This window comes from Pseudomonadota bacterium (genome assembly GCA_016711215.1).
Lineage (GTDB): Bacteria > Myxococcota_A > Polyangia.
On record JADJTL010000002.1, the window covers coordinates 556,851 to 573,933 of the forward strand.

Genomic DNA, 17,083 nt, shown 5'->3' on the forward strand with positions numbered 1-17,083 from the left:
GCGATGTCGGAAGGCCCGCGCAACCAGGGTAGTCGCAGCGATCGTCTCATTAGCCGTCCCGAGGATGGTCCCGACGACCTGTCGGCCGACGAGGACGGTGCCTGGACCGAGGGTGAGACAGACCCCACGCGCCTCAGTCCGGAGGCCGCGGCGGCGCCACCCGAGGTCTTGGGACACCAAGATACGGTGCGGCGTCCCCTCGGCCAGACCTTTCGTCCTGAGCCGCGCTTCCCCGACGAGGAAGCCGAGAGTCGGCTCGACTCGCACGATAAGACCCTCGCTCAGCCGCTGCTCCTCGAGGGAACGCCGGAGCCGCTCGCCCTCGCCCCGGAGGCGGAGGCCGGCGCTAGCGGGGTCGACCCCTTTGCGCGCACCCCCATGTTCGGCCTCCGCGCTCCGCGGTGGGAGCCGACAGACAATCGCACGGCGCCGAACGTGGCCGAGCTCGGCTCGACGCCCGCGCTCCCCTTGGACGAGCTGGCCGGCACGGGGGAACACGCCCCGCGCGATGCGCAGGGGACAGCCCCGGAGCTCGAGCCAGGGGGCACCGAGGCGCTGGAGAGCGAGCCGACGCGGATCGACCTCAGCGGCCGGTCGCGGGGAGCGGCCGAGCCGTCCGAGGCCGAGCCGCGCCTGGTCGTCGTGGGTGGCAACGATCGCGGGCAGACCTTCCCCGTCGCCATCGGCGAGCTGACCATCGGCCGTGGCTTGGATAACGGGTTGGTGTTGGCGGATATCGCGGTCTCGCGCCACCACACCGTGATCCATCGCAACGCCAGCGGCTGCATGGTCCGCGATCTGGGCAGCGGAAACGGGACGCTGCTCAACGGCCAGCGGGTAACCGAAGCATGGCTGCAGGACGGCGACCAGATCGAGATGGGCACGACGCAGCTCCGCTTCGAGCACGTGCCGCAGGGCATGCATCACGAGGCCACGGCCTCGCTGAGTTCCGATCAGCTGCAGCCATCGGTGTCCACGGCGACGCCCGCGCGGAGGCCGCTGGCGGTGCCCGCGCCAATGCCCGCACCAATGCCCGCGCCAATGCCCGCGCCAATGCCCGCGCCAATGCCCGGACCCGCGCCGCGCGCCCTCGCGGAGCGCCCGCGCGCCGTCGCGCCCCAGCTCGCCCCGGTCCTCACCGTCGCTGAGTCCGTCGACAGCTTGCTCGCGGATGCCGTCGGTACGCCGGTGCTCGAGACGGCCGCCGTCAGGCCGCCGCCTCCTCGGCCCCGCAGCAAACCGGCCCGGCGCGAGGGCCCGCGGCGCCTGCTGCTGATCGGCGGCGGCACCGTGCTGCTGCTGCTCGGGTTGATGCTCCTACTCAAGCTCGTGCTGCTGCCGCGCGCGCCAAGCGAGGCCGAGCGTCGTGCCGCCGCGAGCGCCAAGGCGACCCGCCACTTCGACGAGGCGCGGCGACTCTTCAAGGCCCGGCGCTGGGAAGAGGCGCGCCAGCAGTATTACGAGGTCGTGACGCTGGCGCCGGGCTTCGACGAGGCGCGACGTTATGCCCGTCAGGCCACCGCCGAGATCGCCGCCCGCGCGGCCTTGCAGCAGGCGAAGGATGCGCTGATCGCCGGCCACTACGCCGTGGCGCGCGGAGCGCTCGCCCGCATCCCGGCCACGTCCGCCTATTTCTCCGACCTCGATCCGCTCAAGCGGCGGATCGACAACGAGGAGGTCGAGAAGCTGGAGCGCTCGGCGCGGGAGAAGCTCGCCGGCGCAGACTACGACGGCGCGCTGCAGCAGGTGCGCGAGGCCCGGCGCATTCAGCCGACGGTGGCCAGGCTTGGCCTGCTGCAGACCGAGATCGAAGAGGCGCGGCCAGCCTCGCCCGCACCAGCGCGGCGCGCACGCCGCAGGGGCCCGTCGGCCCAGGACCCGGCCGCGACCACGCGCGCCGCGGAGCGCGATCCGCGCCTCAAGGCCGCGTTGGCGCGCTACCGCGCCCGTGATTGGAGCGGCGCCTATGCGCTGCTCGACCAGCAGGCCCGTGCGCTCGACGGCGCTCGGGCGCGGGCCGTGCGTGAAATCGCCGGCACCGTGCGTGGTGTGGGCCAGGCGCTGGAGCAGGCGCAGCGCGTCCAGCTGCAGGACGGCGCCGCCGCGCTGAAGCAGTATCAGGCCGCCCTGAAGCTCGATCAGCGAATGCGTCCGCCGGTCCACCAGGAGATGATCCGCGAGCTGATTCATCGGCTCGCGCGCATGCAGGCCAGCGCGGCGCTGAGCGCTCAGCGCTACAATGTGGCCTACGCGGCGGTGGTGACGGCCCAGCGCTTCGGACCACTCGATGCGTCGCTGAAACGGGTGCTCGAGCGCCTGGAGGTCGAGGCGATGACGCTCTTCGACCAGGGCTACACGCTGCGCGAGAGCGATCCAGGGCGCGCTCGGGCGATCTGGCAGCGCGTGATGCAGATGGTGCCGCCGGGCAGCCGCGCCTACCAGAAGGCCTACACCTGGCTCAACAGCTCAGCGCCGCGCTATTCCGACGAGGACGAGGACTGAGCGTCGCAAGCCGCCTTGCGGCCCGCGAGCACCTCGCGCACCCGGAGCTCGAGCGCCTCCAGCGTGAAGGGCTTGTCGAGATAGGCATCGGCGCCATAGAGCGGCGAGGTCAGGGCGTTGATCCCCTGACCGATCCCCGTCAGCATCAGCACGCCGACCCCCGCGAGCGCCTCGTCGCGGCGCAGGTCGCGCGCGACCTCCCAGCCGCTCTTGCCGGGCATCATCACGTCGAGCACCACGAGCTGCGGGCGGTGCTCGTCGATCAGCGCCAGCGCCTGGTCGCCGTCGCTGGCCTCGATCGTGCGGTAGCCAGCCTTCTGCAGGCTGGTGCGCACGATGCCGCGGGTTTCGCCGTCGTCGTCGGCGATCAGGATCAACGGTGCTGCGGTGGTGTCGCTCATGGGGACCTTCGGCGGCGAGCGCGATCTTCGACGGAGCAGGCGCCAAAGGTCAAGCTGGCTGGCGCGGGTCGCGCTGCCGCAGCGCCGCAAGCAGGCCCTCGCCCTCGAGGCAGCGCCAAGGGACCGTGCGCTAGAACCCAAGGTCCATCTGCGCCCAGCGTAGATACTCGCGTTGCGCCGAGCGCTGCAGGCGCGTCAGGACACGCAGGCGCTTCTCGTAGGCGCGGTGCAAGGGTGGCACCTCGACGTCGTCATAATCGTAGACCACCACCTCGCTCTTATTCGGCGAGGGCTGCAGCAGGGCGCCGACGATGCGCTCGAGCTTGCGTGCATACGAGAAGGGAAAGGCCACGAAGAGCGCTCCCCCGCGCGCCACCGGCAGCGATTCGCTGACGATCTGCCCGCTGGCCAGCAGCACGCTGAGCTCGGCGCGGTTGAAGCGCGCGACCATCGCGCTGCGGTCGGCCGGACGCACCTCGCTCGTGATCGTTTCGCTGTGCAGCGCGATCGCCGGCGGCAGCCGCTCGCGCAGTTGCTCGAGGTGATCGCGTCGCTCGGAGAGCACGACGCAGGCGCGACCCGCCTCGACCGCCTCGACCACGTCGTCGACGATCAGCTGATTGCGCGTGCCGTCCAGCGCCAGCGCGGCGAGCAGGTTCTGGTAGTGCTCCCGGCCCTGATACGCGTAGCGAAACGCGCTGCTGCGCCTGCGCGTATGGAGCACGACGCCGCGCGGTGACGAGGGTGGGGGTAGCTCCTGAACGAGCTCGCCGACCGCGCTGAAGAGCGGCGCCTCGAGACCGTCGGCCCGACGATGTTCCGTCGCCAGCCCGAGCAGATAGCGCGAACCGGCCTGGCTCAGCACGCGCAGCAGCAGCCCTGCCTCGACGCTCTGCAGCGCGTCGCAGACAATCAGCCCGCTCTCGGTGCGCAGGCGGGCCGCGCCGGCGCCGATGGCCTCTTCATAGCTGTAGACGACGACCTCGTCGCCCGCCGCGCCCTCGAGGCCGAGCGCCCGCTCGAGCTGCGCCCGCAGGGCTCCGGCGGCGGGGGTTGTCGTGATGACGGTCGTGCGCTGCTGGCGCCTGGCGATCAACGCCGCCGCCAGGGCGATGCGGTCGGCGGCGTCCGGTACGACGATCACCGCGCTATCGCGCAGCAGCAGCGTGCGCAGCGCCGCCTCCTGACTCGCCGTCAAGGGCAGGCGTGAGCGCAGCGCAGCGCAGAGGGCGACCGTACGCTGGTCGACGACCTCGGAGGCGAGCCCGTGCCGACGGCAGACCTCGACGACGCGCGGCAGCAGCGCCTGCGGCAGCAGATAGAAGCCACGCTCGGCGCGTAGCAGGCCAGCGCGCGCCCGCGGATTGCCATCGAGGCCGGGCAAGCGCTCTGCGCCGTGTTGGCGGAGCTCGCGGCGCAAGGCCTCGATCACGCCCCGTGGCGCAGCCGTCACCGGCAGGCGCACCTCCGTGTCGACGACCAAGCGCAGCTTCTGGATCGGCTCTGCCACTGCTCGCCCCGCCGACTCCGGCTGCTAGGCCAGCGGGGGCGCACGCAGCGGCGCCCTGGCCGGCGGCGCTACCCACTCGCCGCTGCGCGGCGTGATCGCCGTGACGAAAGGCGGCGCTGGACGCGCGAGGTAGAAGCCCTGCGCAAAATGGCAGCCGAGCTCCCGCAGCACCGCCAGCTCCTCCGGCGTCTCGATGCCTTCGGCCACCACCTCGACCTCGGCCTCGACGGCGAAGGCGACCATGTTGCGGATCAGGTTCTGCCGAATCGGGCTCTTGTCGATGTCACGCACCAGGGTCATGTCGAACTTGATGAAGTCCGGGTTCAGCTCGGCGGCCGAGCTGAGCGCCGCGTAGCCGCTGCCGAGGTCATCGATGGCGATGCGCAGGCCCGTCTCCCGCAGCGCGTCGACCCGACTGCGGAAGGCGACGAAGTCGCCGATCGCCGCCCGCTCGGTCACCTCGAAGACGATGCGCGCGGCGTGGGCCTTGATGAAGGGCTCAGGCCCCATCAGCTGCGGGTCATCGAAGTCGTGCGGATGAATATTGATGAAGAGCAACGCGTCGTCGGGCAGCTCGTTGATGTGCTCGACCGCCTTGCGCCGCAGCAGCCGCGAAAGCGCCCAGATCCGGTCGCTCTGTTCGGCGACGTTGAAGAGCACATGCGGGCTGCGCAGGCCCTCGGCGCTGCAGCGCACCAGCGCCTCGTAGGCGAAGATCGAATGATCCCGCATCCGCACCAAGGGCTGGTAGAGCATCGAAAAGGTGTCGGGGTGCTGAATACAGCGATCGAGCAGCCGTGTCTGGGTGGCGAGGCGATGGCGTCCGACATCGGTAGCCTCAGCCTGGGCGCGCTGGATGCCGCGATAGAGCATGCGCTCGGGGTGGATGCGGACGAAGGGCTTGATCCGCGACGAGCCGAGAAAGACCTCGTGCATCGAGGCGAGCTCCTCGTCGACCACCTGGACATGCCGATTCATCTCGTCGGCGATGCGGCTGCCGCTCGCCTCGTCGCCCTCGGCGTAGGGCATCACCAGCACGTAGTCGTCGGCGTAGGCGCGCGCGATCACGCAACGCGCGCGCTCGCGCTGGGTATCCTTGGCGAGCCGCAGGAGGAAGTTGTTGACCACCGCCAGGTAGGCCTCCAGCGCCTCCCAGCCGAAGTGCTCCTCGATCAGGGCGTTGGCCGGCAGGTGGACGTAGAGGGCAAAGGCGCCGGCCGGGTCCTCGACCACGGGCCGCAGATCCGCAAAGAGCGTCGTCAAGGACGGAAGCCCGGTCCCGAGGTCGATCACGCGGCAGGGTGCGTCGAGCGTCGAGGTCGCCTTGGCCAGCGCCTCGGCGGCGACGCCGATGGTGCTGGAGTGGCCGGCAGCGCCGTCGCCCGGCCGCCGCCGCCCCGCATGCTCAGAAGGCTTTCCGCGTGGAGGCTGCATCACCGTTGGCGTTCCTGCTTCGAGCGGCCGCCGCGGCGCCCGCGATTGTGCGCGCACTATAACACCGAGCCGCGCCGAGCGGAGGGCGGGCGGCGCAGCAGCGCCCGCTGGCGCTTGCATTTCGCGCCGAACGGGCCAATGTTTCGCCTGGGCTGCACCCGGTCGTCGCAGCCCCCTTCGAGGTGTTGCCGTGTCGCATTACGAACGGCTCTCGGCGCTCGACGCGGTCTTTCTCGAGATCGAGACGCCAAGTTGCCACATGCATTTCGCCGCCGTCCTGGTCTTCGAGGCGCGCTCGCTGACCCTGCCTCACGGCGGGATCGACTTCGAGCGCATCCGGCGGCACATCGAGGCCGGGGTGCACTACGTGCCGCGCTACCGGCAGCGCATCGAATACATCCCCTTGCAGCACCATCCGGTCTGGGTCGACGACGACGACTTCAACATCAACTATCACGTGCGCCACGCCGCCGTGCCGCGTCCCGGCACGCCGGAGCAGCTCAATCGGCTGGTGGGCCGCATCCTGGCCCAGAAGCTCGACCGCACGCGGCCGCTGTGGGAGCTCTACGTCGTCGAGGGCCTGGCGGACGATCGCTTCGCCATCGTCGCCAAGGTCCATCACTGCATGGTCGACGGCCTGGCGGGCGTCAACGTGATGTCGGTCTGGCTGCGCGCCGAGGCCGAGGCCACGCATGTCGAGGCCCCGGCGAGCTGGAATCCGCGTCCGGCGCCGAGTCGCACGGAGCTCTTCACCGACGAGTTGCGCCGGCGTCGCGCGCGGGTCAGCCAGATGCTCGACCGGCTCGGGCAGATCAAGGAAGACCCGCAGCGCGCGCTGGACAAGCTCAAGGACAAGGCCTCGAGCGTGCTCTCGACCGTCGGCGCCGGCATCGTGCCCGTCTCGCGCACACCGCTCAATCCGGCGCAGATCGGCGCCTACCGCCGCTTCGACAGCTTTCGCGTCGAGCTCGCCGCAGCCAAGCGCGTGGCGCGCACGCTGGGGACGACGCTCAACGACGTGGTGCTGGCGACCGTCGCGGGGGCGGTGCGAACCTATCTGCAGCAGCAGCGCGTCGAGCCCGAGCCGCTCGACTTTCGCGTGCTGGCCCCCGTCAGTCGCCGCGGCGCCGAGGACCAGGGCAAGCTGGGCAATCGTATCTCGTTGCTGCTGGTTCGGCTGCCGATCGAGCAGCCGACCGCGACGGCACGGCTGCGCGCCGTCGCCGCGATCACCCAGGCCGCGAAGCGCTCACGGCAGGCCGCCGGCGGCGAGGTGATGGAGTCCCTGGGTGAGGGGACGACGGCGGGCATGCTGAGCCAGGCCATCCGCCTCGGCAGCCGCCTGCGGGCCTACAACCTGGTCGTGACCAACGTCCCCGGGCCGCAGCATCCGCTCTACCTGCTGGGGGCTCGGCTGCTCGACGTCCATCCGGTCGTGCCGCTCTATCTCGGCCAGGCGCTGGGCATCGCGATCTTCAGCTACGACGGCATGCTCTTCTGGGGGCTCCACGCCGACTGGACCGCGCTGCCGCAGCTCGGCGAGCTGAACGCGCTGCTGCAGCAGGAGTTCGCGGCCTTGGTCGCGGCGGCGGACGCGCATCAGGCCCAAGGCCTGGCCCAGGCGGCGATCGCTGCCGTGGCGCCGCCGCCGGGCGCGGGCGTCAGTCGCGCGGTCGACGCCGCAGGCGGCGCCTGAGCCGCGCCAGCAGCTCGCGATCCGCGGGCTCGAGCGCGCAGCTCAGCAGCAGGCCGAGATAGACCCCGACGATCAGCAGCGCCCCGACGAGCATGCGTAGCAGCGGCGCGCCGGGCAGGCGCGGCAGCGCCACGACGGCAGCCACCACCGTCACCGTCCCGACGCCGGTCACCCGCAGGAGGCCGGCCCCGAAGGGATGCACGCCGTAGAGCTGTTTGACCTGGACCAAGAGCAGGAGCTGGATCAGCAGCAGCGCACTGGCGGTCGCCGTCGCCGCGCCGACGATGCCGAAGCGCGGCGCAAGCAAGAAGCAGAGCAGGACGTTGGCGCTGGCCGCGATCAGATTGTTGGCCAGCACCAGTCGCGAGCGGCCGCCCATCGCCAGCACCCACCCCACCAGCCCGAGCACGCCGTTGGCGAGATAGCCGAGGTTGAGCACGATGAAGGCGGTGCTGCCGGCGACGAAGGTCGGGCCGAACAAGCTCAGCAGCTCGCGCCGCAGGCCGAGAAAAAGCGCGATCAGCGGAAAGGTCAGCAGCGCCACCCAGCGCGTCATCAGCTGCAGGTTGTATTGGATGCGCCCCTGGTCCTGCTGCCGCAGCGCCTCGGCGAGCACGGGCGACACCACTGGATCGAAGGCGTTGCGGGCGCTGGCGATGGCGCGGCTGAGCATCTCGACGGCCGCGTAGACCCCGAGCTGCGTGTTGCTGACGTAGAGCCCGACGATGATCAGCGCGGCGCGATGCAGCAGGGCGTTGAAGAACTCGGAGAGGCCGATCGGAAAGGAGAAGCGCGCCAGCTCCCAGTGGATCGGGCCGAGGGCGAGCAGCTCGCGCAAGCGGAAGTGGCGGAAGACACGCGTCACGGCGAGCCCCGCCAGCAGGGTCACCAGCACCATCGCCGCCAGATGGGAGAGGCAGAGCGCGCGCAGCGTTGGCTGCAGCAGGCCGACGGGCAGCGCGATCGCGATCAACAGCAAGGGCTGCGCGATGCCGCGCACGAGCAGGTTGTAGCGCAGGACCTTGGCGCCCATCGTCGCCGCGATCAACGTCAGCACCAGCGCCGTGAAGGGCGTGCTCGGCGCGAGCAGGCGAATCGCCAGCGCGATGTTGGGCTTCTGCTGCAGCGCCGCGAGCGGTCCAGCAAGCCCGTAGACCGCCAGCGCCAGCAGCGTAGCGCTGGCCGCCGTCAGCCAGAACGAGGTGCTGAGGCTGCGCCGTTCGAGCTCGAGCTCGTCGGCGATGCGATGCGAGGGGATGTGGCGCAGCAGGCCCTTGTCCGTGCCCACGGCGCCGAGGCGGCCGAAGATCTCGGTCAGCCCGACGGCGACCGAATAGAGCCCATAGCTCGCGGCGCCGTAGATCCTTGCGACGAGGGTGTGAAAGACCGGCAGCGCCAGCGCGCCGAGGACATTGAGCAGGTTGGTCGCGCCGCCGACCGCGGCGTGGCGCGCATCGCCGGCGCGCGTCGGGGCCGCGGCGCTTGGCCGGCGTGCGGGCGCTTCGGCGGGCGCTGTCGGGGACTCTGCCGCCGGGGAGTTGGGGGAGCGCATCGGGGCCCGAAGCTGGCGCGGGTGGCCGCCCCCGTCAACAACCCATCGGTGGTGCGCACCACGAGCCTGCGTCACCAGGCCGCTTGGGGCCTGCGGGGGCGCGCCTGCCGCTCGGCCGCGGCTGCCGCGGCGCGCTAGCGGCAGTCCTGCGGCGGGGCCACCGCGCCGAACGAGAAGGGCCGCGCCTGCTTGATCATCAGCGTGCGCTCGGCCCCGAGCAGCTTGAACTCTAGCTCCATCGCGAACCAGCGGTTGCTTCCCGCTGGGTCGAGGCGCGGCCGGAAGTGCAGGTCGATCGCCCGCAGCGCGCAGACCAGCGCGCGCGTCTCGGCGAGGCTCAACACCTCCCCCGTCGGCAGCAGGCTGCTGCGCTGCTGCGCCGTCAACTCGGGCGGCCAACCCCAGCTATAGAGCAGCTCCTCGGTGCTCACCCCCGGCGCCGGGTTGGTGACGCTCGCCTCGCCCACCTGCGCGTTGACGTAGTAGATGTCGTCTTGCGTCGGATCGAGCACGTTGCGGCTGACCGCGACCCCATTCGCCCGCTCGTTGGTGAAGGCCTCGTGGACGAGCACGCCCATCCCGACGCGCGCGTGGTCGATGCGGGCCAGCTCGCGCTCGTCGTAGGCCCGCAGGCTCCACAGGCCCGCCCAGACCTGGCGCAGGGCGCGCGCCAGCGGGCGCTCGGGATCGTCGAGCGCGGCGCTGACCGAGGCGTAGAGCCCAGCGCCGTTGAACTCGGGCAGGTCCTCGCTGTTGCTGCTGCTGCGCAGGCGCACGCGCTGCGTGCCAAAGCGCTCGCGTATCGCTTGCGTGAGCTGGGCGAGCAGCGGCGGATCGACGGCCTGCTCGAGGATCGCTGCTTGAACCCGCAGCAGCCCCTGCGCGCGGGCCGTCGGGTCGCTGGTGAACTGCGCGTCGGCGCGGAGCTGCGCCAACAGACTGGCGGCGCCGCTGCGCACGAAGTGCTCGCGCGCATGTACCAGGGGCAGGGCAAAGGCCTCACGCGGCAGGGGCAGGCGATGCGCCGGGCCGCACTTGGCCTGGTTGACGACAACCCGGTTGAGCTCCGCGAGCTGCGCCGCCTTGGCGCCGATCGCCGGCAGGTCCGCGAGCGATGCGCTCGAAAGCGGCAGCAGGGCGCGCACCGACTCGTCGAGGCGCGGCGCCACCGTCGCGCCCTCGGGGCGTTGGGCGTCCCAGAAGGCCTGGGCCTCCGTCGCCGTCGCCGCCCGCAGGCTGAAGCCGCCGTTGCCGACCTCGAGGCGCACGAGCTGGCCGAAATAGGGCGCGAGCTCGGGGGCGCTGCGAGCCTCGCGCAGCGCGAGGTTCGGGGTGTTGCGGGCACGGCTGAGCAGGTTCACGTGGGCCAGCGGTGTCTGGAAGGCCTCGGTGATCAGGCCGGCGACCAGGGGAAGGTCATTGGGCACGTCGTCGGTGACGACGATCACCTGGGGACCCAGCGCGGCCGCTGCCAGCTCGCTGGCGGCGACGAAGCGCAGCACGCCGTAGCCCACGGCCTCGGTCAGCGGCTGGAAGCGCAGCCCACGAAAGGGCGCGCTGGGATCGGCCAAGGGGACGGCCCCCTCGATCGTCCGAGCCTCCGCCAACTGGTGGGCATCGACCGGCCGGATCGACCACGCCTGCGGGCGATCGACGTGCTGCATCGTCGCGAAGAAGGCGCGCTGCATCTGCGCGCCGCTGATCATATCGCCGTTGGCGAACTCCAGCGACGCCAGCGCGCTCGCGCCGTAGCGCAGCAGGGTGCCGAGCAGAAAGCGTCGCCCCTCGCTGCGGAAGTACTCGGCCTCGCTGAAGTCGTACCAACCGCGGTTGAAGACGGCGGCGTCCGCCGGATCGCAGCGATCGAGATGAGGCTGGCCGTCGATCAGCTCGCGCACGAAGGTGTAATGCAGATCCCAGGCGCGGGTGGAGAGTAGATGCACGACCTCGCCGGCCTGGAGGTCGACGATCAGCTTCACCGCGGCGATGCCGAGCTGGGTGCCGCCGGCGGCGAGGGCCGCGAAGTCACCAGGGGTTCGCAGGTGACGCAGCCGATCGCCGACCTCGCGCGACGGTAGCTCGTCGCAGGCGCTGTTGGCGCCGCCGCGGCTCGCACGTCGGCAGAAGCGCTGCGCGCCGAGGTGATCGGGGAGGCGAGCCAGCGCGCTGCCGAGCGGCCAGCGCATGAAGTCCACGCGGTCGATCACCGCGCCATCCTCACGCGCAAAGAGCGTCAACACCCCCTCGAAGGCTGGGTCGACGGCGAGCGGGGCGAGCGCGGTCGCGGGCACCTCGACCGCGAGGTAGGCCCCCGCAGCAAGCTCGGCGACCGGCAAGGGCAGCGCGACCCCAGCACTCGGCGAGGGCCACGCAAGACCCGGACCGTGCGCGCTGAGCCGCAGAGACAGGTCGGCGAGGCTGACCGGCCGATCGCTGAGATTGAAGAGCTCGACGAAGGCCGGGCCGTCCGCGGCGTTCGGCCGCAAGGCCAGCTCATTGAGCACCAGTGGACCGCGCAGGGTGGACCACGGCTGCGGCCAGGCATAGGGCGCCCAGGTGATCGCCGTCGGCAGCTCGGTCGGCGGCGGAACGCCGCAGCGCGCGCCGTTGGGGCGACCGGGGCTGGCGAAGCGACAGCGCGCCAAGGGGCCGCTGGCGTCGGGAAAGCGCGCGTAGCTCTCGTTGGGCGCCAGGGCCGGGAAGTCGACCGCGTCGAGCACAGCGCCGCCAGCGCGCATCAGCACGACGCTCTCTCCGGCGGCCGCGAGGCGAAAGGGGAGGTGGGTGGCGCCCTGCTCCGGCGCCCCATCGGCCCAGAGCAGGAGGCGTGCCCCGGGGGCGAGTTGAAGCGTGGGCAGCGGGTGCTGGCGCTGGCGCCGCGAGCCGATCGTGTAGTCGTCGAGCGCGAGGGGCTCGGTGCCGGCGTTGACGAGCTCGATCAGATCGTCCGTCCCGCCCTCTTCGTCGACGGCGACGCCCTCGTTGTCGGCCACCAACTCGTTGATGCGCAGGGTGAAGGCCGGCCCACCGCCGGGACCTCCGTCGTCGACGCCCGCGTCGGCCCCGCGGCCAGATACGCCGGCGCTGCATCCCGTGGCGAGCTGGGCGCCCGCCAGCAAGGCAGCGACCACGCCCAGGCGCCACGAGCGCGCAGCGCAGGGGCGGCCGTTGCGCCCAGTCGAGGCACCTGCCGCGCCCATCGCCATCCTGAGAGCCCTTGCCACGCGCGGCTTGAGAGCAATGCCCGCGCCATCCCCGCCCGGCCCTGATTTCGCGCCTGAATCCGCCGCCAGCCCCTCAGAAATCTGAGACCCCAACGCGCCACCTCCCGGTTCTCCGTCGAGGCCAGCCCCAGCCCCAGCCCACGCCGCCACGCCGCCCCCAAGATCGATAGCGTGTAGCCGCCGGATGGTGCGAGGCCGCGAAGCTGGGTCGAGGCGCTCAGTACGCGAAGGCGATGCGGCGAACGTTCCCGTTGACCAAGTCGTAGGTGTAGGCGGTGTTGCTGCCGTCGAGCCGATAGGGCGCGCCGCGACGTGTGATCGGGACTGCGCTCGGACCGGCCGCGACACGCACCTCGCCGCCGCTGAAGACGAAGACGAGTCCGCCGGCGGCGTCGTAAAGGGGGCGTCCAGTCCCATTCCCGAGGAGAGCCGCCGCCACGGGCACCTCGGCCGAAACCACGCCGGTAACGGATAGCTGCGCCAGGATCAACTGGAGAGGAGGGGCGTCCGTTTCCAGCAGGGAGACCAGGTCACTGGTGGAGCGCAGGAAGCCGAGGCGCGGGAACCTCCAGCTATTGCCCTTCGTCGCGAGCTCGATCCAGCCCGTTTGCGGCGCGAGGCTCGGATCGTAGCGCCGCAGATAGAGGGTTCTCTCGCCCACGCCGCCAAGGTTGGATGCGCAGCTCACTGCGACCTCGCCAGTCAGGGGATGGATGGCGATGTCCGAGAACGACGGAGCCCCACACGCTGGGGGCCAGTCGATCGTCACCGCGACGCCCGCCGTGCCATCGGAGGCTCGCGTCAGCAGCCGCCAGCGCGAGGACGAGGCGTTGAGTGCCACGGTGCGTCCGTCCGCAGCCATCGCGACGGGCGGGTAATCGCTCCGTGCCCCGATGCCATCGGAGGCCAACGCGGGGTCGAACTCGAGGTCGGTGGGCCCTGCGACGACGTTGCAACCGGCGTCGAGCAGGAGGAATCGGTTATGGAAGTCGGTCCCCGCGCTTGGCCAATCCAAGTTGATCCGATTCCAAGCGATCATCGTCACGGTCCCCGCGCGAGCGCGGAGCACCCGCAACGCAGTGATCGCGGCCTCGCCCTCGGATTCAGCGGCGGCGACGAAAGGACCACGCAAGGTCGTTCCATCGGGCCGCAAACATGCGACGGTCAGGCTCCCTGACCCCGCCCCGCACCCCGCCAGCACGAGCGCGCCATCGTCATCGACGTCGAAGTCGTATCGGTTGAATGAACCGAGCGTGACGTCTGCGATGCCGTCGCAGGTGGCATCGGCGTAGCCGACGTCCGCGCTCTGTGGCAGCACCGCGCCGACACAATTCCCCCACGCTGAGGCTCCGCTTGCGTCGCGGATGCAGGTCCTCGTCCCCGCGCGACAATGCCCCACCCCGGCGGTGCCTTCCGGGCCGGGGTAGCAGGCTCCTGTCGCGCCGGGCGCGCATGCGTCCGCGGGCACGCTACCGCCGTCCGCGGGCACGCTACCGCCGTCCGCGCCGACCCTCGCTGGGTCACTCGAGCAGCCAGCCGCCGACACGGCCGCCGCCAGCAAGCACACCCGCCAAAATAGCCTCCCCCGATGGCTCGTCATCCAGGTCGCCCTCCCGTTCCACGCCGCGCTGCGTGTTGGAGGCCCAGCTTAGATCGCCCCGGACTCAGCAAGAAAGAGCGATTACACTCCGCCCCGCACCCTGAAGCGCCCGGAATTCGCGGGGGACTCGGTTGTTTGAGTCAGGCTGCCCTGCGTTGGGCGGCCTGAACCTCGTAGAACGCCTGCTCATGCTCTACGGGCGGCACCCCGCCGGGAGGTTCGAGCAGCCGCCGGTTGTTGAACCAGTGGACCCAGGTGAGGGTGGCAAACTCGACCGCCTCGACGTGACGCCACGGGCCGTGCTTGGGGAGGAGTGCGGTCTTGTACAGGCCGATGACGGCCGTTCTGGAACCCCATTCGGGGCCCTTCTGCGTGCTCGGCTCAGGGGTCGTGGGACAGGTGCTGAGCGATGGCTTCCTCAAGCACGGCTACCAGGTGATGCGCGGCTCGCGCGATCCGAGCAAGCTGGCGGCATGGTGCGAAGCGGCCGGTCCCGCGGCCGCCGTGGGGACCTTCGCGCAGGCCGCCGCCTTCAGCGACACCCTCGTGCTGGCCGTCAAGGGCAGCGCCGCCGAGGCCGCCCTTGGCCTCTGTGGCCTGTCGAACTTGGCCGGCAAGACGATCCTCGACGCGACCAACCCGATCGCCGACGCACCGCCCGTCAACGGCCTGCTGCGCTTCTTCACCGGCCCCCATGAGTCGCTGTTGGAGCGGCTCCAAGCCCAGGCGCCGCAGGCCCGCCTCGTCAAGGCCTTCTCCTGCGTGGGCAGCGCGCGGATGGTCAATCCGGACTTCGCCGGTAGCCTGCCGACGATGTTCATCTGCGGCAACGACGAGGCTGCCAAGGCGCGCGTGCGTGGCATCCTGACGCTCTTTGGCTGGGAGACGGAGGACCTCGGGGTGGCCGCGGCAGCGCGGGCGATCGAGCCGCTCTGCATCCTCTGGTGCCTGCCGGGCTTTCTCCGCAACCAGTGGACCCACGCCTTCAAGCTGCTGAAGTAGCCGGCGCACCAGCCCCTTAGCGCGAAAGCGGATTGCGACCGCGCGACGCACCGCGCGACGCTGGGTCGTGGCGCGGAAGATGCCGGAGCATCGGCGGGCGGGCCGGTTCATCGGTGGGGGCGGTCCGAAGGTCCGACGGAAGGCGCAGCGCTTTGGGCTAACGCCTGAGGTTGGCGTGATGCGCGGCGACGAGGCGCTGTGCGAGCGCTTGTGCGGCCTGGGCGGCGCTCGCTTCGTCGACGAGCACCTCGATGGGAGCGTAGGGCGCGAAGAAGAGCCCGAGCGCCCGATGGTTGGCGGCGCGCAGGTGGAAGCGCCTGGCAGAGGTGAGCAGGACCTCACGCGCCACGGCCTGGGCATAGGGCTGGTGGAGCTCCCAAACCTTGAGCAGCGGCCCCGCGGCGCGGGCGCGCCCCTCGAGCCAGAGGTCGGCGGTGATCGCGGCCGCGAGCAGCGACGCGAGTAGCGGTAGTCCGACCTTGGCGACCACGGTCACCGCGTGCTGCAGTAGCAGGCATCCCGCATAGAACGCCAGCGTGACCCCTAGCGCGAGGCGGAAGCTGTGGTTCAAGCGCGAGGTCGCGCCGGAGCGGTCGGCGCCCGCCTCCGGTAGACGCAGGCGCGCCAGCAGCGCCGGCCGGTAGAAGAGCCAAGAGAACGCCACAGCGCCGACGAGGGTCGCCGCGGCGAGCACGCTGGCATAGCCCGTCGAGCCAGGCGCGCAGGCTGCGCCCCAGACCGCCGCGGGCGCGAGGCCGAGGTTCGCGAGGGTCGCAGGGAGCAAGGAGACGAAGCTCGCGAACTGCAGCGCGACCACCCCGGCGCTTGGACACAATAGGCCACTCGGCTCCGACCCGGATACAGCCCCAGCGCCGAAGCGTCGCGCGGACCAGCGCAGCGTGGTCAAGAGCAGGCTGCCGACACCGACGACCCCGAGCACGACGGCCGCGCCGCAGCGGAGGGCGAGCGCGGCGCCGGCGCTGGTCGCAGCCTCTTCGGCGCGCCTTGCGATCATCGCCGCCGCTTCAAGGCCGATGAAGAGCGAGAGGCCGTTGCCGAGCCCGTAGCGGCTGACGGCAGCGCCGAGGGCGAGGACCAACGCGACGAGCAGCATGTGGAGCAGGGCCGCAACCACGCGCGTGGGCGTGAGCAGGGCCGCCGCGCCCGCGGGGATGGCCGTGGCCCACCCGAGATCGCTCGCCTGGACGAAGGCGCCAAGGGCTGGCCAAAGCAACGCGAGCACCAGGGCAAGCGCGACGGCGCCGCGATTGAGCGCGACGCGGCCCCGGGGCCCGCCGCTGCGTCGCCAGCGCAGGCTGGGCACCGCTAAGGCCACCAGCTCGACGACCTGGAACGCGGCGAGCGCCACGCCAAGCGCCACGCCGACGGGCGGGCCACCGGACCCGGCGAAGAGCGCCCCCCCGCCGTCGGGGACAAGCCTCCGCAGACTCAAGTAGGCCAGTGCAGCTCCAGCGCTGATGAGCACGCGCCTCGCGAGCCCCGACGCCCGGGCGGGCGCAGCGAACGCTCCCCTCGCTTGGACCCTATCCGATCGTCGCTCGCCCATTTCAAGCTCCACGCGCGTCTTCATCGCGTCGTCCAAAGGAAGTGCCGTGAGAGGTTCCACCCCTGCGGCGCTGCCCGCGTGAAGCGTGGCTGGCGAACCCAGCGCTCAAAGGCCTCGCGCGCGTTCGAACCCACGGCTGCGATCGTGGGCGGGTCGACGAGGTTCTCCACCCGCGTGCCGAGGTCAGGATGCTCCCACCACTGCGTACTGTAGACAATCAGAACGCCGCCATGCGGCGGCATCGCCCGGGCGATCGACGAGTGAAGCTCGCGCAGGCAGGCGCGCAAGCGCCACGCGATCAGGCCCTTGTTGATCAACTCTAAAACAAGGGGCGCAAGCTCGATAGCAGCGCCCAGGGAACTGCCATGCCCGGCTCCGCCACTACCCTGGCTGTAGTGCCGAGCAGGCGTGAGAACATGGTAGCGAAGCAAGGGTGTTTCACGGCCCATCTCTCCATCCTCCCGCGGACCACTGCTCACAGCGACCCGCTCTGTGGCGCGAGGTATCGTCAGATCGGCTGGCGTGGTTGCGGATCGGCCAAGAACCCGCGCCTGGCCAAGAACCCCCAAGCGCGCTCACCCGGGTTGAGGATTGG

The 17,083-nt window shown here is 71.2% G+C and carries 11 protein-coding genes; 3 read left to right on the top strand and 8 right to left on the bottom strand.

Translation table 11 applies throughout. The annotated features are described in order from the left end of the window. The first annotated feature begins 3 nt into the window (after positions 1-3). Positions 4-2,502, top strand: coding sequence for an FHA domain-containing protein (locus tag IPL40_07330; protein ID MBK8480973.1), 2,499 nt, complete (start codon positions 4-6; stop codon positions 2,500-2,502). On the opposite strand, the gene IPL40_07335 is transcribed toward IPL40_07330, so the two are convergent. The 3 genes from IPL40_07335 to IPL40_07345 form a co-directional block, all read right to left on the bottom strand. Continuing rightward, the gene (locus IPL40_07335; protein MBK8480974.1) at positions 2,478-2,903 is read right to left on the bottom strand and encodes a response regulator; all 426 of its coding nucleotides are present in this window, start codon (positions 2,901-2,903) and stop codon (positions 2,478-2,480) included. The genes IPL40_07330 and IPL40_07335 overlap by 25 nt on opposite strands. Before the next feature lie 130 nt (positions 2,904-3,033). Beyond that, positions 3,034-4,413 carry a hypothetical protein gene (locus tag IPL40_07340; protein MBK8480975.1) on the bottom strand — a complete coding sequence of 460 codons (1,380 nt, stop codon included), beginning with the start codon at positions 4,411-4,413 and terminating at the stop codon, positions 3,034-3,036. Positions 4,414-4,437: 24 nt separating this feature from the next. Beyond that, a complete protein-coding gene (locus IPL40_07345) occupies positions 4,438-5,850 on the bottom strand; it encodes an EAL domain-containing protein (protein ID MBK8480976.1) in 1,413 nt (470 codons plus the stop codon). A 187-nt stretch (positions 5,851-6,037) separates the two neighbouring features. Between IPL40_07345 and IPL40_07350 the strand changes: the two genes are divergently transcribed. After that, entirely contained in the window at positions 6,038-7,543 is a 1,506-nt protein-coding gene (locus IPL40_07350) for a wax ester/triacylglycerol synthase family O-acyltransferase (protein MBK8480977.1), read from the top strand. On the opposite strand, the gene IPL40_07355 is transcribed toward IPL40_07350, so the two are convergent. The 3 genes from IPL40_07355 to IPL40_07365 all read right to left on the bottom strand — a co-directional run bounded on the left by IPL40_07355 (position 7,509) and on the right by IPL40_07365 (position 13,637). Further along, positions 7,509-9,095, bottom strand: coding sequence for an oligosaccharide flippase family protein (locus IPL40_07355; GenBank protein MBK8480978.1), 1,587 nt, complete (start codon positions 9,093-9,095; stop codon positions 7,509-7,511). The two genes, IPL40_07350 and IPL40_07355, sit on opposite strands and share 35 nt — an antisense overlap. Positions 9,096-9,229: 134 nt before the next feature. Next, positions 9,230-12,295, bottom strand: coding sequence for a hypothetical protein (locus IPL40_07360; protein ID MBK8480979.1), 3,066 nt, complete (start codon positions 12,293-12,295; stop codon positions 9,230-9,232). Positions 12,296-12,536: 241 nt separating this feature from the next. Further along, positions 12,537-13,637, bottom strand: coding sequence for a hypothetical protein (locus IPL40_07365; protein MBK8480980.1), 1,101 nt, complete (start codon positions 13,635-13,637; stop codon positions 12,537-12,539). A 615-nt stretch (positions 13,638-14,252) separates the two neighbouring features. On the opposite strand from IPL40_07365, the gene IPL40_07370 reads away from it, so the two are divergent. Then, the gene (locus IPL40_07370) at positions 14,253-14,921 is read left to right on the top strand and encodes an NAD(P)-binding domain-containing protein (GenBank protein MBK8480981.1); all 669 of its coding nucleotides are present in this window, start codon (positions 14,253-14,255) and stop codon (positions 14,919-14,921) included. Between the two features lie 157 nt (positions 14,922-15,078). Here IPL40_07370 and IPL40_07375 read toward each other — a convergent pair whose 3' ends face one another. Beyond that, positions 15,079-16,374 (bottom strand): hypothetical protein, encoded by a 1,296-nt coding sequence (locus IPL40_07375; protein ID MBK8480982.1) that lies wholly within the window; start codon positions 16,372-16,374, stop codon positions 15,079-15,081. Between the two features lie 134 nt (positions 16,375-16,508). Further along, complete coding sequence (locus IPL40_07380; GenBank protein MBK8480983.1) at positions 16,509-16,805, bottom strand: hypothetical protein; 297 nt, start codon at positions 16,803-16,805, stop codon at positions 16,509-16,511. Positions 16,806-17,083: the final 278 nt, after the last annotated feature.